General features: G+C 49.0%; 20 protein-coding genes. 9 read left to right on the top strand and 11 right to left on the bottom strand.

The annotated features are described in order from the left end of the window. Positions 1 to 10: 10 nt before the first annotated feature. The gene (locus R3187_RS13945) at positions 11 to 1,027 is read right to left on the bottom strand and encodes a DUF3080 family protein (protein ID WP_318967663.1); all 1,017 of its coding nucleotides are present in this window, start codon (positions 1,025 to 1,027) and stop codon (positions 11 to 13) included. Next, on the bottom strand, positions 987 to 2,372 hold the full coding sequence (locus tag R3187_RS13940; RefSeq protein WP_318967662.1) for an MATE family efflux transporter: 1,386 nt from the start codon (positions 2,370 to 2,372) through the stop codon (positions 987 to 989). The genes R3187_RS13945 and R3187_RS13940 overlap by 41 nt, the downstream gene beginning before the upstream one ends. Before the next feature lie 55 nt (positions 2,373 to 2,427). On the opposite strand from R3187_RS13940, the gene R3187_RS13935 reads away from it, so the two are divergent. Further along, positions 2,428 to 3,054 carry a riboflavin synthase subunit alpha gene (locus tag R3187_RS13935; RefSeq protein WP_318967661.1) on the top strand — a complete coding sequence of 209 codons (627 nt, stop codon included), beginning with the start codon at positions 2,428 to 2,430 and terminating at the stop codon, positions 3,052 to 3,054. Between the two features lie 14 nt (positions 3,055 to 3,068). On the opposite strand, the gene R3187_RS13930 is transcribed toward R3187_RS13935, so the two are convergent. From R3187_RS13930 to R3187_RS13920, 3 genes are read right to left on the bottom strand one after another with little or no spacing between them, the layout of a single operon-like run. Continuing rightward, a complete protein-coding gene (locus tag R3187_RS13930; RefSeq protein WP_318967660.1) occupies positions 3,069 to 3,269 on the bottom strand; it encodes a CPXCG motif-containing cysteine-rich protein in 201 nt (66 codons plus the stop codon). A 15-nt stretch (positions 3,270 to 3,284) separates the two neighbouring features. Next, positions 3,285 to 4,037 carry a pteridine reductase gene (locus tag R3187_RS13925; protein ID WP_318967659.1) on the bottom strand — a complete coding sequence of 251 codons (753 nt, stop codon included), beginning with the start codon at positions 4,035 to 4,037 and terminating at the stop codon, positions 3,285 to 3,287. An 8-nt stretch (positions 4,038 to 4,045) separates the two neighbouring features. Further along, positions 4,046 to 4,906, bottom strand: a complete 861-nt coding sequence (locus tag R3187_RS13920) for a fructosamine kinase family protein (RefSeq protein WP_318967658.1) — start codon at positions 4,904 to 4,906, stop codon at positions 4,046 to 4,048. A 173-nt stretch (positions 4,907 to 5,079) separates the two neighbouring features. Here R3187_RS13920 and R3187_RS13915 point away from each other — a divergent pair, with 173 nt between their 5' ends. The 6 genes from R3187_RS13915 to rplT all read left to right on the top strand — a co-directional run bounded on the left by R3187_RS13915 (position 5,080) and on the right by rplT (position 10,447). Beyond that, a complete protein-coding gene (locus tag R3187_RS13915) occupies positions 5,080 to 6,573 on the top strand; it encodes a methyl-accepting chemotaxis protein (protein ID WP_318967657.1) in 1,494 nt (497 codons plus the stop codon). Positions 6,574 to 6,602: 29 nt separating this feature from the next. Continuing rightward, entirely contained in the window at positions 6,603 to 7,106 is a 504-nt protein-coding gene (locus R3187_RS13910) for a DUF6436 domain-containing protein (RefSeq protein ID WP_318967656.1), read from the top strand. Between the two features lie 185 nt (positions 7,107 to 7,291). Continuing rightward, positions 7,292 to 9,202 (top strand): threonine--tRNA ligase, encoded by a 1,911-nt coding sequence (thrS, locus tag R3187_RS13905; RefSeq protein ID WP_318967655.1) that lies wholly within the window; start codon positions 7,292 to 7,294, stop codon positions 9,200 to 9,202. A 40-nt stretch (positions 9,203 to 9,242) separates the two neighbouring features. Beyond that, complete coding sequence (gene infC / locus R3187_RS13900) at positions 9,243 to 9,785, top strand: translation initiation factor IF-3 (RefSeq protein WP_318967763.1); 543 nt, start codon at positions 9,243 to 9,245, stop codon at positions 9,783 to 9,785. Positions 9,786 to 9,876: 91 nt separating this feature from the next. After that, positions 9,877 to 10,074: a 50S ribosomal protein L35 gene (gene rpmI / locus R3187_RS13895; RefSeq protein ID WP_027672243.1), complete on the top strand. Its 198-nt coding sequence runs from the start codon at positions 9,877 to 9,879 to the stop codon at positions 10,072 to 10,074. 16 nt (positions 10,075 to 10,090) lie between these two features. After that, a complete protein-coding gene (rplT, locus tag R3187_RS13890) occupies positions 10,091 to 10,447 on the top strand; it encodes a 50S ribosomal protein L20 (protein WP_019676566.1) in 357 nt (118 codons plus the stop codon). Between the two features lie 180 nt (positions 10,448 to 10,627). On the opposite strand, the gene R3187_RS13885 is transcribed toward rplT, so the two are convergent. From R3187_RS13885 to R3187_RS13865, 5 genes are all read right to left on the bottom strand, one after another. Next, a complete protein-coding gene (locus tag R3187_RS13885; RefSeq protein ID WP_318967654.1) occupies positions 10,628 to 11,731 on the bottom strand; it encodes an META domain-containing protein in 1,104 nt (367 codons plus the stop codon). Between the two features lie 63 nt (positions 11,732 to 11,794). Next, complete coding sequence (locus R3187_RS13880; protein WP_318967653.1) at positions 11,795 to 12,676, bottom strand: alpha/beta hydrolase; 882 nt, start codon at positions 12,674 to 12,676, stop codon at positions 11,795 to 11,797. Positions 12,677 to 12,741: 65 nt separating this feature from the next. Beyond that, positions 12,742 to 13,368 carry a uracil phosphoribosyltransferase gene (gene upp / locus R3187_RS13875; protein ID WP_318967652.1) on the bottom strand — a complete coding sequence of 209 codons (627 nt, stop codon included), beginning with the start codon at positions 13,366 to 13,368 and terminating at the stop codon, positions 12,742 to 12,744. 43 nt (positions 13,369 to 13,411) lie between these two features. After that, positions 13,412 to 14,674: an HD-GYP domain-containing protein gene (locus R3187_RS13870; protein ID WP_318967651.1), complete on the bottom strand. Its 1,263-nt coding sequence runs from the start codon at positions 14,672 to 14,674 to the stop codon at positions 13,412 to 13,414. Between the two features lie 138 nt (positions 14,675 to 14,812). Continuing rightward, positions 14,813 to 17,416: a TonB-dependent receptor gene (locus R3187_RS13865; protein WP_318967650.1), complete on the bottom strand. Its 2,604-nt coding sequence runs from the start codon at positions 17,414 to 17,416 to the stop codon at positions 14,813 to 14,815. Between the two features lie 482 nt (positions 17,417 to 17,898). Here R3187_RS13865 and R3187_RS13860 point away from each other — a divergent pair, with 482 nt between their 5' ends. Together R3187_RS13860 and R3187_RS13855 are read left to right on the top strand one after the other, a co-directional pair. Next, positions 17,899 to 18,573, top strand: a complete 675-nt coding sequence (locus R3187_RS13860) for a TetR/AcrR family transcriptional regulator (RefSeq protein WP_318967649.1) — start codon at positions 17,899 to 17,901, stop codon at positions 18,571 to 18,573. Positions 18,574 to 18,584: 11 nt separating this feature from the next. After that, positions 18,585 to 20,906 (top strand): acyl-CoA dehydrogenase, encoded by a 2,322-nt coding sequence (locus tag R3187_RS13855; protein ID WP_318967648.1) that lies wholly within the window; start codon positions 18,585 to 18,587, stop codon positions 20,904 to 20,906. A gap of 84 nt (positions 20,907 to 20,990) precedes the next feature. Here R3187_RS13855 and R3187_RS13850 read toward each other — a convergent pair whose 3' ends face one another. Continuing rightward, a complete protein-coding gene (locus tag R3187_RS13850; RefSeq protein WP_318967647.1) occupies positions 20,991 to 22,112 on the bottom strand; it encodes an amino acid dehydrogenase in 1,122 nt (373 codons plus the stop codon). Positions 22,113 to 22,163: the final 51 nt, after the last annotated feature.

The raw sequence follows: 22,163 nt of genomic DNA, 5'->3' as shown, positions 1-22,163 counted from the left end.
TCAGCCCGGCTCAGTCCGGGCTTTGGGTAAGATTAACCGGGCATACCTGGTTGAGTTGTTGCCACCACTTCACATGCAGCAGCAGTTGCTGCTGCAGTTGCTCTGCCGGCTGCTGATAACGTTGTTGCAGCGCCGGATAAATCGGCGTGTCCTGGTACAGCTTGGCAATTAGCGGCCAGCTTTCGTTATAAAAGCGGCTCAGCTCTGCTAAGTGCGCCTGCACCTGACCAATAAAAAACTTACGAAATACCGTGGTTAAAATGCTCAGCTGCTCAGTGCTGCGCCCTTGCGGACACAAACTTTCCGGCGCAATCGCCAGCAGCTTCGGGTTAAGCTGGCTGAACCAGGCTGCACTGTAACGCAGACTGTGCTGCAGCTTTGCCAGAAAGTCGTGCCGATACAAATCGGCCAGACTTTGTTCAATATCAAGCGCCGCGGCCTGTTGCCACTGCTGCTGTGCGATCAGTGTGCTCAGTTCAATCAGCTTATTCAGCGCACTGCTGCCGGGGACAAAGCCGCTGCTGTCGCCGCTGATTAATTGCTGATTACTGCCCTGCCATTGCCGGCGCAGGGTATCATCGGCCAGCAGCATATTGTTAAGCGCGACAGCAATGCTTTGTTGTTTTTCACTCTGCCAGCTGCTGATTTGCTGCTGCAGTGCCGGGCTGATGTCCTGCTGTTGACACTGTTTTAAGCGCGCCAGTAGCCTCAGTTCATAATTCAGTTGCTTGCTGGGCGGATACACCCGGCCAAGGACGCTGTTGCGCTCGCCAATCAGCTGATCCAGGCTGCATTCCCGGCTGGCCCAGGCGTCGCGTAAATCAACCCGGATATCGGGCAAAGGCTGTCTGAGCTCACTTGGCCGCGGTAACACGGCGACCGGCTCTGGTTGCACGGTAATGTCACTAAGCTGCAGCACCCGGCTTAAGCGCTGCTGATAATCAGTTAACTTTGCTTCGCTGTCAGGTTTGCTGCAGCCGCTGAGGCTAGTCAGTAACACCATGATCAGCAGCGTGCTGAATTTCATGATCAATCCTTCTGATATGCTTTCTGAGGATAAATGCCAGCATAATAGCCGCAGTACTCAGGCCAATAATAATACCTATCCAGAAGCCATGGGCACCCATTGGCGCTACCAGCCAGTCAGTTAAGCCTAATACGGCGCCGAGTCCAAAACCGATTGGCCAGTAAGCAAACAGGGTTATGTAAAACACCGGTTTGGTAATTTTCATGCCGCGCAGGGCACAGGCCGACACCACCTGAATGGCGTCAGATAACTGGTAAAAACAGGCCAGAATAAGCAGCGAGCTGGCCATCGCAATCACCGCCGGATTGGTGGAATACAGTGAGGCGACATAGCTGCGCATAAAAAAGGTAAAACTGGCGATAAAAAACGACATAAATATTGCCAGACACAGCGCGGTGCTGATGGCGACTTTCAGCTCTTTATTATTCTGCTGGCCGACTAAATGACCAACCCGGATAGTGGTCGCCAGACCAAAACTAAGCGGTAGCATAAATACCAGCGCGCTGTAGTTATTCGCCACCTGATGGCCGGCCACCACTATCGGTCCCAGATGCACTATCGCCAGCGGAATACAGGCAAACAGCGTTACCTCAAAAAAGATAGAAAAAGCAATGGGGGTGCCCAGGCAAACGATATACCAGATGTCTTTTACATTGGCGCTCAGCTGCTTCGGCCAGTGCCGGTAGGGCCGGGTGGTGCGGCTGAACCAGCCGTACACCAGCATGGCAATAAACATGGCCAGAAACACCAGGCTGGTAGCAATGCCACAACCGGCGCCGCCTAAGGCCGGCATGCCTAATTTGCCGTAAATAAAGATATAGTTAGCCGGAATATTCACCAGAATGCCGACAAAACTGATCCACATACTGGCTTTGGTATTACCTATGCCTTCAAATAAATTACGGATAACAATATAACCGGCGGCCGGAAACAGGCCCCAGCTGACATAAAAAAGATATTGCAGGGTTTTATCGCGAAGCGCCGGCTCCATATCCAGCATGCCTATCGGAATATCGGCAAACAGCATCAGGATAAATAATAAGCCTGCAAGCAGCATTCCCAGATACAGGCTTTGCAGGGTAAAATGGCTTACCGGCTCGGTTTGTCTGCTGCCAAAATACTGTGCGACAATAGGCGTTAATGCTAACAGCAGGCCCTGCATGGTCAGTACCACCGGTAGCCACAGGCCGGATGCTACCGCCAGCGCGGCCATATCGGTAGCACTGAACCGGCCGGCCATCACAGTATCGACAAAATACATCATGGTCTGGGTCAGCTGAGCCAGCATAATAGGGCCGGTCAGTTTTAACAGAGTTTTGGCTTCAAAGCGGGAAAAAGGTACCATGCGCCATCGTCGGGTTGGCCATTAATGGCGCGCAATTTAGCACAATTGAGGTTTTATGTTTACCGGAATAGTTCAGACAACCGCGCAAGTGCGCGAAATTCGCGATGAAGGGCAGCTGCGCCGCCTGACTTTAGCGGTGCCGCCTACCAATTTGCAGGCGCTGGAGCGCGGTGCCAGTATTGCTATTAACGGCGTATGTTTAACAGTTACCGCTTTTGACAGCGCGGCCGGTTGGGCAAGTTTTGATGTCATTAGCGAAACCCTGAGCAAAACCAATTTAGGTAAGCTTGCCGTGGGCAGTCATGTTAACCTGGAACGCTCGCTGACATTTGGCAGCGAACTGGGCGGCCATATTGTGTCAGGCCATATTCAGACCACCGCCATTTTAACCAGACTGACGCGCGAGCAGCACAAGGTGAGTATGGAACTTACTCTGGATAAAAGCTTTTTGCCTTATATTCTGGCCAAAGGCTTTATTGCCGTGGAGGGCTGCAGTTTAACGGTGGGCGAGGTGACTGACAGCGGCTTTAGCCTGTATTTAATTCCGGAAACGCTGGCCATTACCACCCTGGGTGAGAAGCGTGAAGGCGATATGCTGAATATTGAGCTGGATCAGCAAACCCTGACCATTATTAAAACGGTTGAGCGGGTAATGGCAGAGCGCTTTGGGGCTGATCACTAGCCGCTGTTACCAGCCTAGTAATATTGTTCGTCGTCAGCATCAACAAAAATTTGCACACTATGATGCTGAATATCTTTATGTACCTTTAAGTGAATGGGATTGCAGCAATTGCTGCAATCCTCTATGTACTCCTGATCATCGTCAGTTACTTCTATATCCATATGCACCGGATGGCCACAAAACGGGCAACTGATGGTTTTGGTTAATACGCTCATACTGCCTCCTTTCGCTCAGGCTTTTTCTGCTGCTCCCAGACTGCGACCGCCATCAACTGCGATGATCTGGCCGCTGATATAAGGCGATTGCAGCAAAAACAGCACGGTGTTGGCGATATCTTCCGGGGTACCGGTTCGCTGCAGGGGTATTTGCCGCAAAACATCTGCCTTATCTGCCTCAGCTAATTGCTGACTTGGCCATAAAATGGCCCCCGGGGCTATGCCATTGACTCTTATTGTAGGTGCTAATTCGCGGGCCAGCGATTTTGTCATCATTAATAATGCCGCTTTCGCCATGCAGTAAATGCTGTGATCCTGCAGTGGCTGCTGGGCGTGGATATCCACCATATTGATAATACAGCCGTTATTGTCGGATAACGCCGGCGCCAGGGCTTGCGCTAAAAAATACGGCGCTTTAACATTACTGCCAAATAAATCATCCCAGTTTGCTAAAGTCGCGCTGGCCAGTGGGGTTGGGTAAAAGCCGGAGGCATTGTTAACCAGCACATCCAACCGGTTAAAACAGGCCAGGGCTTGGGCAGCAAGTTGCTTAACGGCCTGATCCTCAAGCAGGTTGGCCTGCAGGGTGACAGCGCTATTTGGCCGCTGCTGGTTAAGACTGTCGGCCAGGCTGCTGGCCGCTTCTGCTGATTGATTAAAATGAATGATAACCCGGTAGCCTGCCTGATGCAGCTGACAGACTATTTGTTTGCCTAAACGTTTAGCACTGCCGGTAACCAGTGCGACCGGGCTGTCCGAATCTGACATAATACATCCTAATAAAATTGCTGTTTTATCATCTCCTGTGCTTGTACCAGAAAACTGCCACGAAACAAATACGCATGATTTAACACATGGTATAAATTATACAGATCCCTGCGCTGTTCAAAACCATCCGGCAGTTTATTAAACTGTTGGTAGTATTGATAAAAAGCGTCAGGGAAACGGCCAAACAAGCCAGTGAAAGCGACGTCAGTTTCCTGATCGCCATAGTAGCAGGCCGGGTCAAATATTACCGGTGAGCCGGCAATAAAACCGACATTGCCGCGCCATAAATCGCCGTGTAGCAAACTGGGCGCCGGCTGATGATGGGCCAGCCGCTGCCGGCATTGCTCGACCAGATAATCAATGTTGCCAAAACCAAAGCCTTGTTCCAGTAACAATTGCAGTTGCCAGCCAAGGCGTTGCTCAGAAAAGAAACTGCTCCAGTTACTCTGCCATTTATTGGGCTGTGGCGTGCGGCCAACGGCATTATCCCAGTCAAAGCCAAACATCGCCTGTTCATGCTGTTGGTGCAACAGCGCCAACTGCTGGCCCAGTTGCTGCCAGCCACTGCCACTTTCTTTTAGTAACGGTAAATATTCTAAAACCAGAAAGGCTTTATCAATGGTCTGGCCGTAGCAGATGACATCGGGCACCCTGATACAGTGGTGCTGGCGCAGGGTACGCAGGCCAAGCGCTTCGGTTTCAAATTGCTCCAGCTGCTCGCGCTGATTCAGCTTGACGAAAAAGTCACGACCATTGCCACTGATTTTAAACGCCAGATTAATATCGCCACCGGTAAGCTGCGTTTTATCTGCAACTTTAAAGTCGATATCCAATTCACTGTTAATACTATCTGCAATCGCCTGCCACATCGGTTAGCTCCCTGTTCCGCTGTCAATTTAGTATGGCTGATAAAACAGAAAGATCACTGATCGAAAACCGCCTTTTATGACGTAAAACAACTTTTAAAACGAAAGTGATTGCTAAAGTTGCCAGCAATGTTAATTATCATATTCGTGCCCATCTAATAGTGCCTGGAGTTTACATGGCTATCGTTACCCCTCGTTTTCGTGTGCAAGCTTACAATATTATGAGTGTAGTTAATATCGCGCTGTTTTTTATGGCATTGGTATTAGCCAGTTGGCACAGCACCTGGCTGTCGGCACTGCTGATCGGTTTGCCCAGTGCCTTAATGCCAATAGTGTTATACCGCTTACTAGGCGATCACTTGCTGGCCAGGGTGAGTTTTGGTATCAGCTTTATGTTTTTTGCAGCGCTGCATATCCATCAGGCTGCAGGCATGCTGGAAATGCATTTTGGTATTTTCGTGTTGCTGGCATTGTTAATTGCTTTTCGGGACTATCTGGTCATTCTGACGGCAGCAGTCACTATTACCGTACATCACCTGTTATTTATGTGGTTGCAAATGCAAGGTGCCGGTATTTATTTAGTACCGCCACAGAGCTTGTCGTTGGGAATTATTATGGTGCATGCGGTGTTTGTGGTAGTGGAGGCCGCAGTATTAATCATTATTTCCAGACAAAGTTACCGTGAGGCCAGCGTTGGTCAGAGTTTATTTGATGTTACTGAGCGGCTTTTAACCAGCGATGGCAAGGTTGAACTTACTCATCGTTGCGCTGATTTGAACTCACGGGTGATTGACAACTTTAATGCCGTGTTTGATACCCTGCACAAAACACTGACTACTATTGAACAGCAGTCTGTAACGTTAAATCAGGAATCAGGTATTTTAAGGGCCGAAGGTGACGCGCTGGCTCTCAGCATGCGCAATGAGATGAGCGAAGTAGAGCGGATAGCTGCGGTTACTGAGCAAATGTCGCATAGTATTCAGGATGTCTTTAATTTGTCGCAGCAGGTACTGCAATTTGCCAAAGCGGCAGAGACGGCAGCAGATGACGGTAAATCGTCAGTAAGTAATACTATAAGCTCAGTTCAGCAATTGGCCAGCCAGCTAAGCGATACCGGCCATAAGGTAAATGATGTGGCCAGTGCTACGGTAGATATCCGTAAAGTGCTGGATGTTATTCAGTCTATTGCCGAGCAGACAAACTTATTGGCCCTTAATGCGGCAATAGAAGCTGCCAGAGCGGGCGAGCAAGGTCGCGGCTTTGCCGTCGTTGCTGATGAAGTGCGTACCCTGGCATCGCGCACCCGGGGTTCGACTGATGAAATTAAACAACTGATTGAGCGATTGGTCGACAACAGTGCCCAATCAGTCACTGAGGTTAAACGCAGTGTGGAACAGCTGGAGAACACCCGTCAGCACGCCGAACAAAGCGGCCAGTTGTTGCAAACTATTCTGGAACAAGCCAGGCAGGTTGCAAATTCGTCTGATACGATGGCAAGCGCGTTGCGGCAACAAAGTGCATCCAGCAATGACGTTGCCCAAAGTGTACAGCAGCTTAATCAAATGACATCAGAGCAAAACGAGCTTGGGATTAAAGTGTTACAAAGTGCTGATAGTTTAGAAAAAATCACGGTGGCATTGACTAAAGAGTCAGCAAAATTCCGCGTCTAAAGGCAGTGAGCACAAACCAACAGCGTGTCATGTTGCTGCTGCCACTGTTTGTTGTTTGGGTGGTTTTGGCCAGTGCGGGTTTGTTCTATTTTGGTAATCAGCATTATGGCCAGTTTGCGGGCGATATCGACTGGCAAAATTCTGTAACTACCGAATTTAACTTGTCGGCGCTTAAGGTGGAAGTGACCCCGGGTATCCAGGTCGTGCATGTGCAGCAGCCAAATTGTATCTGTAATAGCAGAGCAGAGAATCATATGGCTTTATTTGCCGGTGATTATCAGGTGCCTGGAACGTCTCAGCACCGGCGTCAATTAGCCGACGTTGTGGCCGCTGGTTTTGTGCTTCCTGCGAGCCCGGCGGTGCTGATTTTTGAAAACGGCCGGTTAATTTATGCCGGGCCTTACGCCACTGGCCCGATGTGCTCTGTTTCTGATAGTTTAATTGCGCCCATTTTAAAAGGTGACGTTAACCTTGCCGGTCTTTGGCTTAATGGTGAAGCTAAAGCGTGTCGCTGCTTGTTAAAAGAAGAGTAAGCAGACCAAAGTAGTCAAGCCCTGCGCCTGATGTTACTATAGCGCCGCATTTAATATTTCCAAACCACAAGCTTTGGCAAATGACTTTTGGTGTAAGCCATTAACTGTCGAAGCGGGCTTGGTGAATATTCCCATTATTAAACAAGTGACCCTTGGTGTGGGCCACCACTGTAAAAGGATAAATCATGCCAGTTATTACTCTGCCTGATGGCAGCCAGCGCGCCTTTGATTCTGCTGTATCTGTTATGGATGTCGCCAAAGACATCGGTCCCGGTTTAGCGAAAGCCACCATTGCCGGTAAGGTAAATGGTCAGCTGGTTGATGCCTGTGATCCAATTAGCACCGACGCTACCCTTAGCATTATTACCAGCAAGGATCAGGACGGCCTGGAAATTATCCGTCACTCCTGTGCCCACTTATTAGGCCATGCGATTAAGCAAATGTGGCCCAATGTGAAAATGGCGATTGGCCCGGTCATTGAAAACGGCTTTTATTATGATGTGGATATTGATCAGCCAATCAGCAGCGATGATTTAGCTGAGCTCGAAGCGCGGATGCTTAAGCTTGCCAAAACCGAATATGACGTAATCAAGCATAAAGTCAGCTGGCAACAGGCTTATGATACTTTTAAAGCCCGCGGCGAAAGCTACAAAATGGAAATCCTGGAGCAAAACGTCAGTAAAGACGATCAGCCGGGTTTATATCATCACGAAGAATATATCGATATGTGCCGAGGCCCGCATGTGCCTAATATGCGGTTTTGCCAGCACTTTAAGATAATGAAAGTGGCCGGCGCCTACTGGCGTGGCGACTCGAAAAATAAAATGCTGCAGCGGGTATACGGTACCGCCTGGGCAGACAAAAAACAGTTAGCGGCTTATTTACTGCAGTTAGAAGAAGCAGAAAAGCGCGATCACCGCAAAATAGGCAAGGCACTGGGCTTATTTCACTGGCAGGAAGAAGCGCCGGGGATGGTGTTCTGGCACAATGATGGCTGGACCATTTTCCGCGAGCTGGAAAGCTTTGTCCGGGAAAAACTGGGCGAGTACGACTACGACGAAGTAAAAGGTCCGTTAATGATGGATCGGGTGTTGTGGGAAAAATCAGGTCACTGGGAGAAATATGCCGAAAACATGTTTACCACTCAGTCTGAACACCGCGAGTATGCCATTAAGCCAATGAACTGCCCGGGCCATGTCCAGATTTTTAATCAGGGTTTAAAATCGTACCGCGATTTGCCACTGAGAATGGCTGAGTTTGGTTGCTGTCATCGCAACGAGCCATCAGGTGGCTTACACGGGTTAATGCGGGTGCGCGGTTTTACTCAGGACGATGCCCATATTTTCTGTACTGAAGATCAGGTGCAGGCCGAAGTGACCAAATGTATTCAGATGGTATTTGATGTTTACAGCACTTTTGGCTTTAAAGACGTTAAAGTAAAACTGTCGACCCGGCCGGCGCAGCGCATCGGCTCAGATGAAAGCTGGGATAAAGCCGAGCAGGGTCTGATTGAAGCGCTGAAAAGCAATAACATTGACTATGATCTGCAGCCGGGTGAAGGTGCGTTTTACGGTCCGAAAATTGAATTTACCCTGCACGATTGTTTAAGTCGGGCCTGGCAGTGCGGCACGATTCAGTTAGATTTTGCCTTACCGGGTCGGCTCGGTGCTACTTTTGTCTCGGAAGGCGGTGACAAGCTGGTACCGGTAATGATTCACCGGGCTATTCTGGGATCACTTGAGCGTTTTATCGGTATTTTAATCGAAGAATATGCCGGCCTGTTTCCGGCTTGGTTAGCCCCGACTCAGGTTGTGGTGATGAATATTACCGATAATCAGGCCGAATATGTGCAAAATTTAGTAAAAACTTTCAAATCTCACGGTATTAGAGCAATTAGTGACTTGAGAAATGAGAAGATAGGCTTTAAAATTCGCGAGCACACGCTTAAGCGTATTCCTTATCTTGTTGTCGTTGGCGATAAAGAGATGGAAGCGGGCGATATCGCCCTGAGAACGCGTAAAGGTGAAGACCTTGGTAAGATGTCAGTAGCCGCTTTTGTAGAAAAGCTGACGGCTGAGATTAAGACCCGGATATAAACCAATAAGCGATAAGAATAATTTTTCGGAGGAACATACTATTAAAGTAGGAAAGAAAACATTACCTGCAAACCGTCCTAACAGGATAAACGAAGAAATTAATCTGCCGGAAGTGCGGTTAATTGGCGTCGAAGGTGAGCAACTGGGTGTAGTAAGTATTGCTGAAGCCATAAAACTGGCTGAAGACAGTGGCAATGATTTAGTAGAGATCAGCCCGACAGCCGAACCACCAGTTTGTAAGTTGATGGACTACGGTAAGTTCCTGTTCGAAAAGAGTAAAGCTCTGAAAGAGCAGAAGAAGAAGCAAAAACAGATCCAGATTAAAGAAATAAAATTCCGGCCTGGAACTGACGAAGGCGATTACCAGGTAAAACTACGCAACCTGCGTCGCTTCATTGAAGAGGGTGACAAAGCTAAAGTAACGCTGCGCTATCGTGGTCGTGAAATGGCGCATCAGGAAATCGGTATTGAGATGCTTTCTCGGATTAAAGAGGACTTGTCTGATATCGCTGTCTGCGAATCTTTCCCTTCACGGGTGGAAGGTCGGCAGATGATCATGATGCTGGCCCCAAATAAGAAGTAATAAGTGCCTTCAAGTTTAGGAAACTGCGGCTTGCCGCAGTTTTTTAACGCCTTATTATTCGTTGTAACTTAACAATGCGAGTTTAAATACTATGCCAAAGATGAAAACCAATAAAGGTGCCGCGAAGCGTTTCAAAAAAACCGCTTCTGGTAGCTTTAAACGTAAGCAATCACACCTTCGCCACATCCTGACGAAGAAGACTTCTAAGCGTAAGCGTCAGTTAGGTCCAAAAACCTTAGTCGCTAAAGTAGACATTGCCGGCTTAGTCCGTTGCATGCCGTACGCATAATTAACAGGAGTCAGAAATGCCAAGAGTAAAACGTGGTGTGACGGCGCGCGCGCGTCATAAGAAGGTGTTAAACCAGGCTAAAGGTTACTACGGTGCCCGCAGTCGTGTTTATCGTGTTGCTTTCCAGGCCGTTATTAAAGCCGGTCAATATGCTTATCGTGACCGTCGTCAGCGTAAGCGTCAGTTCCGTCAACTGTGGATCGCGCGTATTAACGCAGCGTCACGGATGAACGGTTTATCTTACAGCCGTTTCATCGCAGGCCTGAAAAAAGCCTCTGTTGAAATCGATCGTAAGATCCTGGCCGACATCGCTGTATACGACAAAGCCGCTTTCACTGCTTTAGTATCTAAAGCAAAAGAAGCCTTAGTCTGATATAAGCCGATAGCATCGGAAGCCACTTAACCGTGGCTTAAAATACCCTCAACATTAACGTGGCTGAGGGTATTTTTTTATCTGAAATATACGGAACAGGCGCGACGCAAACTGACAATTGCGGCAAAAAAAACGGCGCCAAAAAAGCACCGTTTAGTTATAAGCTTGAGCCAGGTTTGGCTAATTAAGTGCAGGTTTAAATTCTATCAGCAGGTTATTGTCTTTAAACAATTGCAGTTTAGCGCCGTTTACTTCGGCTCTGTCGGCTGCTTGCAGTGAGCGGGTAAATTGCTGCTCAAGCTCGCTGCTGTCACTGCAGTATTTCTGGGTGCTGGCCAGGCCTGCGACATTCAGCCGGTTAGCCTGCTGCTTGTAACTGCCATTAAAACTATTACAGCCGGCGAAACCATATAAGCGGTCTTGCCGGTCAAATAGCATTCTGACATTCAATTGCTGCGGCAGGTATCGGCCCGCCAGTTTCTCTGCGCGCCAGACAATACCCTGGAACTGGCCGGGCGCATAAGCGTCAGGGCAGGTAGCGTTGGGCCAGAACTGTTCAAACTTTTCAATCAGCAATTGCGTTTCACCCTGTTCGTTGATGCTCTTGCGGCCCACCAGGGTGGCAATTACGGCATTGTTACGCAGTCGCTCGTCCTGCTGGTAATGACGCATCATCGGTAGGTGATGCTGGGTGTTGGCAACACTGAGACTTTCACCAGACTGGCACAGGGTAAAAGTTGCCTGGTTATTCTGGAGTAAATACAGACCCAGCATGGGCTGGCGGGTATCGAGCTTAATAAACTCCGGTGCCCGCTTTAGCTGATAATTCAGCGCAGAACTTATCGGCTTGCCTGCCAGATCAAGCATCGCTAACTGATTGTTATTGGAAAAGTAAAATGCCGGCAGGGTTTGCTGCTGGTTAACCAGATGCAGGTTACGTTTTTCCAGTAACCAGATCCCCTTGATAATACTAATATCACCGCGCTCCAGATATTCCTGACGCACTTCAAAGCGACCATCGCGGTATAAATTCAGGTGATATTGAATCCCGGGACAATCAGCACAGGGCAGGGTGCCGGTATAACTGACATCACTGTCGATAAATATCTGTTCGAAATTAGTGGCAATAGCCTCGGTAGTTTCGCTGTCAGGCACCACTTCTTCCTGCACTTGCTGCGGTGCTGGCTCAATGTTACTGATTTTATCCGGGGCAACCTGTTCAGGAGCAGGTAGCTGGCTGCAGCCTGCCAACACCAGTGCCACTAGTAATAACGACTTTTTCATCTGCATACTCTGATTTCATTTTGGGCAGTATAACGTAAAGCAGCGTTATTTATAACGCCAATTTTACCCGCTGCTCAGCTTTAAATGCTGCAATATAAGCCGGGCAGTAGCTGCCGGGTTTTCTTGCATAAAGCAGTGCCCGCCTGCGGTAACCATACTTGTTATGGCCGGATTACGACCTTGCCATTTTTTAACCGCTTTGCCGATAAAAGGGTAACTGCTGTCACCATAAATTATCAGGGTAGGGGGACACGGCTGGCTCAGTTGCTGCCAAAGCTTATCAGGATACGAGCTGAAAATTTCAGCTTCGCGTTCCGGTTGGCATTTCAGACTAAAACCCTGCTCAGAGTCAGTCAGGGCATGGTCAATATAGGCCGCCAGGGCCTCGGGCTGCCATTTTTTAAACATGCCGCGGTTATGCAGGTAATGGTAAGCAGTGTTTTTATCCGGCCAGTGCCGGCGGCGGCGGATAGCCGCTTTAGCCATCGGGTTTTTGTGGTACAGGCCAATCCCCTGCAACGAGCGCATTACGGTTAGCATAGAAGGGGTAAACAACACCGGATCCAACAGGATGGTCTGCTGAAACGGGCTGGCCGCTTTGCTGTTAATTAACGCGGTTAACACGCCGCCAAAACTGTGGCCAACGCCAATAACCGGCTGACCGGCAAACAGGTGCCGGTGCGCCAGTAAAGCGGCTTCAGCCAGCTCGGCACTGGCATTCCAGCCTAAAAACGGCCCTCCGTGATCGCTGTCGCCATGGCCCTGGGCATCGGACAGGAAAAAATCAAAGTGCAGCTGTAAATGTTGCAGTAACGGCAGGTAAGTGCGGCTGCAAAAACCGTTGCCATGCAACATATGCAGTAGTGGTTTGCCACTGGGTTTGGTGTAATAGCCGCGTAACGTAAAGCCGAAGTGGGTAGGGTAATGCCAGGGGATTAAATCCACAACAAATGTCCATTAACGAAAAATGGCACCAAGGTGCCATGTTTTATGCTGCCAGGCAACGGTGTTTAACGGGTGCCAAATAATTTATCACCGGCATCGCCCAGACCCGGTAAAATATAGCCCTGCTCGTTTAATCCCTTGTCGATAGCCGCAGTATAGAGTTCAATATCGGGGTGGGCCTGGCCAAGGGCAGTAATCCCCTCTGGCGCTGCAACCAGTACAAGTGCTTTAATGTGCTGACAACCCTGTTTTTTCAGCAAATCAATGGTGGCAATCATCGAGCCGCCGGTGGCCAGCATCGGATCGACCACCAGCGCCAGGCGCTGGTTTAAGTCTGCGGCCAGCTTGTGAAAATAAGGCACTGGCTGCAAACTGGTTTCGTCACGATAAACGCCAACCACGCTGATCCGGGCGCTGGGCAGTAAATCCAGCACGCCATCGAGCATACCTAAACCTGCTCGTAAAATCGGCACTATAGTCACTTTTTTGCCCTGGATCTGTTCAATCTGACACTGACCATGCCAGGTATCGATAGTCGTCGTTTCGGTAACCAGGTCCTTAGTGGCTTCATAGGTCAGTAAGCTACCCAGCTCACTGGCCAGTTGCCGGAATTGCTTGGTACTGATATCCGCTGCCCTGAGCAGGCCGATTTTATGCTGAACCAGTGGGTGTTTTACTTCAGTAACATGCATCTGCTGTTCCCCATGTTGTTATCTAAGTTATCTTTCAGCCAGCTTAACCCGGTTTGCCCTGCACATAATAACTGACCTGCGCTCTGGGGTTCAGGTATTCTCTGACCCGCTCGGGCAGACTGGCAATGGGCAGCACCTTGCTGATACTGAGAGCGTCGCTGTCCAGACTGATAACCGGTGCTTCGAGGCGCGGCACTTCGGGCTCATAAATCATAACGTTGGGTTGCAGCAGGCTGTCACTGTTAACTGACATCACCATTGCTATTCGCTGGTCGCTTAGCATTACCACAGTACCGGGTGGGTATACGCCCATCATTTTGATCATAACCCGCATCGTTTTGTCATCCAGCTTGCCTTTCATACTGCGATAGAGGTATGCCAGCGCATGATGGGGAGAGCGTGCTTTGGCAGGGTCTGCCGGATGGCACAGATTATCAAACTCATTTACCACGGCAACAATATGCGCCAGTTTATTAATTTGCTCATCACGCAGGCCTTTGGGATAACCGGTGCCGTCCAGATATTCATGGTGCTGTTCAATTATTGGCCAGGCCTCAAGGGGAAAGGTATCGGCCAGCCCGACCAGATCGGTGCCGTACTTGGTATGCAGTTTTAATAAATTTTGTTCCGGAGCCGTAAGCGGCGTTGTTTTACGCAGGATCTGGCTGGGTATTTTTAGTTTGCCGATGTCATGAAACAATGCGCCTATACCGGTAATTTTAATGTCTTCCGCTGAAAAGCCCAGATTACGGGCCAGCATCATACTGACAATAGAAACGTTAAGCACATGGTAATACAAGGTTTCCTGATCTTTGTTGCCGGATGAAATTAAATGCAGGATCAGGCTCTCTGCATTAACAATAGTGTCGACCAGCTGGCCGATAAGCTGAGACGCTTCAGTAATGGCATTTAACGGCCGGCTGCTAACTTGCTTCATCAGGTCGCGTACCTGATTTAACGAATGATTAAAGGCTTTCTCGGTTTTCTGAATATCCCGCCGGTGTGCTTTAGCCTGCTCAATTCTGCGCATTTTTTCATCAAGCATCCTGGCCTGAGCTTCGGACATTTTGCTGTTAAATTCTATTTCCTCGCTTTCGGAAAGTTCAGTTATCTGCTCTGTTATCTGTTTGCTTTTTTCAGGATAAAAATAAACATATTCCAGGCCAAGATTCTTTATAATATGCAGCTGCTGCTGGTTTTCAATCACCATATTGCTTGACAGAAACGGATGCTTCATCCAGCCACTGGGTAACTTTATGGCATAGCCTAATTTAACTTGTTCGGGTTTAATTTTCAGTGCAGACAACTGCCACTCCGTTTTCAGAGAATTACTACTCAGACAGAGAGTTTAAGTAAGGATAGACACAGGCGCCAGCGTTAACTGAAAGATAAGGGGCTTTTCAGCCCCTTTATTGTGTAGGATCAGTATTAATATCCGAGCCTGTTAGAAATTTACGGTATATCTGACAGTCCACAGGGTACCAATCCAGTCATGAACAGAACTGGCATAGCCATTAGTGGGTGACGATGCATAAGACGGCTTTTCATCCGTCAGGTTGCGGACAGTCAGTAACACACGCTGGCTATCTGTCAACTCGTAACCGACACTGCCGCTGAATACCAGCCAGGCATCAACGGTTTCGTTACCACCAAATTTAAAATCACCGTCACCCAGTTCACTGATGTAGTGCGCAGATAAACTGGCAGTCCAGTTATTCAGGCTCCAGTCAGTGCCAAAATCTGCAACAAAGTCTGGCCGGGCGATTTCATTAGCGCCGCTGAGTTTACCCAGTAAGTCTTCACTGCCACTTTCCGGATTTATCTGCCGCTCATAAGAAAAGGTTTTGGTGCCGGTTGCATACAGCTTAAAGGTACCCAGGCTGTCGGTATTCAGCTGATAGTTCAGTTTAATATCAACGCCATCCGTTTCCTGACGACCGACGTTGAAAAAGCCGGTTCTGAGAAACACCAAATCATCACCGGCATCCAGTACGCAACCAAACTCACCATTTAGCGCGTCAATACTGGTGGTGGTGGGGGCGGTACCGGCAATACAGGCTTTGAGGGTAGTGTTAGCATCAACATCAACAATATCAGTATGTTCATAGCGCCAGTAATCTGCAGTAATTTGCAGGTTATCTGTCAGGTTCCATGAAACACCTACGTTAACGGCTTCAGAGTTTTCCGCGTTCAGGCCACGATTGCCAAGTGTCTCCTGATCAAGCTCCAACTCACCGGCGGTCGCGCCAAAATCACCACACAGCGCATCAAACGGCTGCCCGGCACCACAATTAATGTAAGCAGAGCTTAATGATTCACCGGCGCCCAGCTGTGACAAGGACGGTGCTCTGAAGCCGGTGCTCCAGGAAGCGCGGAGAATTAAATCATCGGTTGCCCGGTAACGAAGTGATAATTTCGGGTTGGTGTCACCACCAAAGTCGCTGTAATGATCGTAGCGAACAGCGGCAATCATATCCAGATTATCAGTCAGCGGCAGGTTAAATTCACCATAAGCGGCATATTGAGTCCGATCTGCGGCTGCATCACTGGCGCCCAGCGCGAATACACCACCCGATTGTGCTATCTCGGCAGGACGGTCAAAAATGTCTTCACTTCTGAATTCACCACCAAATACCGCACTGATATTGCCGGCCGGTAACTCAATGTTTAAATCACCGGCAATATTAAAGTCAACTGAGAATACTTCAGATTCACCAACCCGTGGCGCAAGTTCCCGCACCGCTGCAATAGCACTGGCACTGTTGTCCCGGCCTAAATTAAACGGGTTGAAACTGCCACTGGCAATAGCATCGTTTACTTTGTCGATGCCCATGTAACCCTGCACATGGGTAATTTCGTTTTCTGTTTTACCGTAGGTTGCCGCACTTTCCCATGACCACATGCCAAGTTCGCCCCGCAGGCCTGCTAATACCCGGTAGCTGGTGGTATCGTAATCCTGTATCCGGGTTTCCGGAAAACGTGAACGAACCCGGATTTGGTTTACCTCGCCATCGGCAGCGTCGATATCACGTGCCCATTGTGGCACTAACGATGAGTCACCCGCTAGCCGCACATCAAAGGCTGCAGCCGAGTCGTATGCTGAGCCGGTATTATTCTGCAGCATGGCTTCGGCAAAAAACTCGTTACCATTAGCCAGCCGGTAATTATGGTGCAGGGTAGCTCCGATGGTCGTGGTGTCTGGCTGAATAGCCCGTTCAATAACGTAGTCATAACGACAGCGGGTGCCACCGTTGCTGACATCATCACCACACCAGGGCTCTGCATAATCAGTACCATCGATGCTGACCCGGGTACTGGATTTTAATGTGACGTCAATCGGCCGGTCACTGTTAAACAGGGCGTTACGGTCAAAGTAGTCCACTACCAGCGTGGTGTTGCTGTTTTCTGTGTTAAAGCCACCCACGTAGGTCAGGTTAGTCCGGCCAAAATTACTGCTTTTGGTATCATCACCGTAAGATACCGATACTTCGTGGCCTTCCACATCTTTACGCAGAATAAAGTTAATTACCCCGGCGATAGCGTCAGAGCCATAAACTGATGAGGCGCCATCGGTTAACACTTCGACCCGCTCTAAGGCTGACATTGGGATAGCGTTAACGTTTACGAAAGAATCAAAACCATTGGTAAACGAATCGACAGCTACCCGGCGGCCATTGACTAACACCAGGGTTGAACTACTGCCAAGGCCACGCAAACTGACACCGGACGAGCCGGCTGGGGCGCCGTCAGCACCGCCGACACCACCGTTTTCGGTAAAGGTGCCGGCACTGGATGCCTGAGGCAGGTCGCGTAGAAATGCCCCTACGCTGTCATAACCGCGCTTGGTCATGTCTTCGCGGCTAAACACCTGTACCGGGTTTGCGCCTTCCATGTCCACGCCTTTTAAACGCGAACCGGTGATCTGGATTTTTTCTATTTTCTGCTCTTCAGCAGTGGTTTCCTCTGCAGCCATTACATGCTGGCCGGTGGCAGCCAGCATGACGGCGACGCTTAAGGTGGATAGCTTCATTTTTGCTTTAAAGTACATACACATTCCTCTGGATTACAAACGTTGCCTTTAACGGCAATCTGATTAAAAAAGGGAAAAGTGCGTCAAAGCAGAAACGGGGGTACACCCTGCAGGCAATTTAAAGGCAGCAAAATACCGGGATGGTTTTAAATGCTATTTTTTATGATGCTGCACGGGGAAGCCTCTGCCTGACGCAGAGGGAGAACTAATTATTGAACCATTCAGACAGGTAGAACGGAGAGCAATAGTAACAATGACTGCGGGCGCATTTTTGCATCAGGCTACTCTCCGGTTGGTTTTTGTTAACAGCAAAGTTCGCTCAGCAGCCAGATAATGTCAAGCGATTTTTTCAGCCTCTGATTTGTTTTCGGATTAACGCTGAAAAATGAAGCGTTTAGAAAAAATCAATAATGTTGTCAGACCAGTAAGCTGTTTGGCGCTTGACATCCTAACGGTTCAAACGTACATTTCAAACACCTGTTTAAATTTGGGCGATGATGATGGTTGCAAAGCAAAATACCCAACAAAAAATTCTGGACGCCGCCCAGAGTCTGTTTGCTGAAACAGGTTTTAATGACACCTCACTGCGCCAGATCACCAGTGTAGCTGAAGTGAATCTGGCGGCGGTTAATTATCATTTTGGCTCTAAGAAAGAGCTGATCCAGGCCGTGCTGCAACGTTATTTACGGGTGCTGATGGCCAGGTTAGATCAGGAATTCAGCCAGTTGCTGGCCTCGCAGCAGCCTAACAATTTAACCCAGGTGTTGGCAGTGTTTGTTAAACCGCTGCTGGAACTCAATTCAGTTCATCACAATGGCACCCGGATTTTTTTGCAGCTACTGGGGCGGGGCTATACTGATGTCCAGGGGCATTTACGCTGGTTTATTAACCATCATTATGGCCGGGTACTGGATAAGTTTGTGTTACTGGTGCAGCAATCCTGTCCCCAGTTACCTGCCAGCGAACTGTTCTGGCGGTTGCATTTCTCGCTGGGCACTGTGGTGTTTACCATGGCGTCAAACGAAGCGCTTGCCGAAATTGCCGAAGCAGATTTTAGTGAAGAAGTTGATATTGAAGGTGTAATTCAACGTCTGCTGCCTTATCTGGCAGCAGGTATTGCCGCGCCCGTTTATACCCGTTCAAACCCTCAGCAGCAGTTGCGCTCTGGTACTTAAAGGAAAGTGTTATGGAAATATTGTTAATTTTGGTATTGGCAGTGGTTGTGGTACTCGGGGTGACCGATATCCGGCGCAGTCTGATCAGTAAACCGGTATTTGCGGTATTTAAAAAAATCCTGCCGCCGTTGTCTGACACTGAACGCGAAGCGATGGAAGCCGGTGATGTCTGGTGGGATGGCGAGTTATTTAAAGGTAAGCCAGACTGGCAAAAACTGCACAGTATTCCCAAAGCCGAATTGTCTGAAGATGAACAGGCCTTTATGGACAATCAGGTGGAAACCCTGCTGGCGATGCTGGATGACTATAAAATCGTGCAGGAAGACCGGGATTTACCCAAAGAAGTCTGGGATTACATTAAGCGCGAAGGCTTTTTTGCGATGATCATTCCTAAAGCCTATGGCGGTCGGGAATTTTCTGCTATTGCTAACTCTACTATTGTTTCGCGGATTGCTACCCGAAGCTTAACCGCGGCGGTGACCGTAATGGTGCCTAACTCGCTGGGCCCGGGTGAATTGCTGATGCATTATGGTACTCAGGAGCAAAAAGACTTCTGGCTGCCAGATCTGGCGAATGGCACTCATGTGCCCTGTTTTGCCCTGACGGGCCCGGAAGCGGGTTCTGATGCCGGCGGTATTCCAGACACCGGAATTATTTGTAAAGGTGAATTTGAAGGCAAGCAAGTGCTTGGTATTAAGCTGAACTGGGATAAGCGTTACATTACGCTGGCACCGGTTGCCACGGTACTGGGACTCGCTTTTAAACTGTACGATCCCGAAAAATTACTGGGCGATAAAGAAGAGCTGGGTATTACCTGTGCGCTGATCCCGACCAGCCATCCGGGGGTGGAAATTGGCGATCGGCATTTTCCGATGAATATGGCCTTTATGAACGGAACCACTTACGGTAAAGATGTGTTTATCCCTATCGACTGGATTATTGGTGGCCCTGACTATGCCGGCCGCGGCTGGCGGATGCTGGTTGAATGCTTATCGGCAGGGCGGGGGATATCATTGCCGGCTCTGGCGACGGCTACCGGCCATTTGGCCACCCGGATGACCAGCGCTTATGGTTATGTCCGCCAGCAGTTTGGTATGTCGATTGGTAAATTTGAAGGGGTCCAGGAAGGTATGGCAAGAATTGGTGCCTTTACCTATACCCTGGAGGCCATGCGGGTAATGACAGCCGGGGCGATAGACTTAAAACTGAGCCCATCAGTGGTAACCGCCATTGCCAAATACCATATGACAGAAATGTCGCGCACTCTGTTAAATGATGCATTTGATATCCATGCCGGGCGGGCTATTCAGTGCGGACCAATGAATTATCTGGCCCATGGCTATATGGGGATCCCGATCTCCATTACCGTTGAAGGTGCCAACATTCTGACCCGCAACCTGATGATATTCGGCCAGGGCGCCACCCGCTGCCATCCTTATGTGCTGGCTGAGCTGGAAGCTGCGGCTAACCCCGATGCAGAAGAGGGCCTGAAACAGTTTGATAAATTACTGCTTAATCATGTTGGATTTGCTATTGGTAATACTTTCGCGGCATTGTGGCAGGGCCTGACAGCAGGCGCCTTTAACAGCGCACCGGTTGCCGGTGAAACCGCCCGCTATTATAAGCAGCTAAGCCGGATGAGCCGGGCGCTGGCGCTAAGTGCTGATGTTTCAATGCTGATGTTAGGTGGTGATTTAAAACGCAAAGAAATGTTATCTGCCAGGTTGGGAGATGTGTTAAGCCAGTTATATATTGCCTCAGCAGTACTGAAGTTTTATGAAGATAACGGTCGTCAGCACGCTGATTTGCCTTTTGTTCATTACAGTATACAGCGCTCATTATTTGAAATTGGTAAGGCCTTTGACGGCTTCCTGGCGAATTTCCCGAACCGGATAGTAGCCCGGATTATCCGGACCCTGGTGTTTCCATTTGGAATTGGCTATAAAATGCCGGAAGATGATATTGCCATTGCTATCTGCAGCGCGCTGGCAAAACCCGGTGTGATCCGGGATCGGTTAACGCATCTGTGTTTCATTGGCCAGAGCGAAGATGATGCTACCGGCCTGATGGAGTCGGCGTTTGTCGCCATGCATAACGCCCAGCCACTACTGAAGAAAATATATCAGGCGCAGCGTGACGGTAAAGTTGGCCGTAAATTGCCAATGACAGAGACTATTGAACAGGCATTAGCGCAGCAGGTGATTAGCGACCCTGAAGCGACGCAGTTAACTGAAATGAACCGGTTACGCTTTAAATCAATTTCGGTTGACAGTTTTAAACCGGGGGTATTATCAAAAACGGCGATTAGCAAGCAAGGTGCGGCTAAAGCCTGATGAGAGTCCGCCAGTAAAAATAAAAAACCGGAGTTATCACCTCCGGTTTTTTTTATACTTTATTTCAGTCGGTAGCAGGATGTTTTATTGCTGGCCGCGGCTGATAATTTCCTGGGCCATAACATCAGCAATTTCACTGGTGGGTTTATCTTCTGCATCGGCGCGCTGAAATATATTTAGTAAGGTCTGATAAATCTGGTTAACCTTAGCTGTCGATTCTGCTTCATTGTAACCCTGAGGCCGCATTTCGCAGGCAACGTTGATAATACCACCGGCGTTAATCACGTAATCCGGTGCATATAGAATACCGCGCTGGCGCAGCATTTCACCATGCCGAGCCTGTTTTAACTGGTTATTAGCACAACCTGCTACAACCTTCGCTTTTAACAGGGCAATGGTTTCATCGTTCAGGGTCGCGCCAAGCGCACAAGGGGCATAAATGTCGGCTTCTACTTCATAAATGCCGTGCAGACCTACCGCCGTTGCGCCAAACTGAGTAACCGCCCGATCAACTGCAGCCTGATTAATATCAGTGACAATAAGTTTGGCACGTTCTTTATGTAAATGCTCGCACAGGTAAAAACCAACACTGCCCAGACCTTGTACCGCAACGGTTTTGCCCGCTAAATCGGCAGAGCCAAATTTGTGCATTGCAGCAGCTTTAATACCCTGATAAGTACCTAGTGCGGTAAACGGACCCGGATTACCGCTTTTGCCTTCCAGACCGGCAACAAAAGGCGTGACTTTATGCACCTGCATAATGTCGCCGGTGGTAATGTTTACGTCTTCTGCGCTGTAGTAACTGCCACCAAGCCGATGCAACATGCGGCCAAAAGCCTGAAACAGTGCTTCAGATTTAATGGTTTTTGCATCGCCGATAATCACTGATTTGCCGCCACCTAATGGCAAACCTGCCATGGCGTTTTTGTATGTCATACCGCGGGATAACCGAAGTACATCAGCAATGGCTTCTTCATCAGAAGCATAGTTCCACAAGCGACAGCCACCGACAGCCGGGCCTAAGCGGGTGCTGTGGACGGCAATAATTGCCCGTAAACCGGTTTGCTGATCACTGCAGAACACCACTTGCTCATGGTTATCGAATTCAGGATGATTAAATACTGCCACGTCTGATTCTCCCTCGGGTTTAATCTGGCTGTTAATGAGCGGCACTACGCCACTTTTTTGCGCCGCGGAATGTAACATTTCAACCGGGGTTACGCTATGCTTCGCGAAAAATAATAGCTGGTCAGACAA

Origin of the sequence: Arsukibacterium sp., from assembly GCF_033721375.1 — a bacterium.
Lineage (GTDB): Bacteria > Pseudomonadota > Gammaproteobacteria > Enterobacterales > Alteromonadaceae > Alishewanella.
This window is presented reverse-complemented; position numbering and strand designations above follow the sequence as displayed.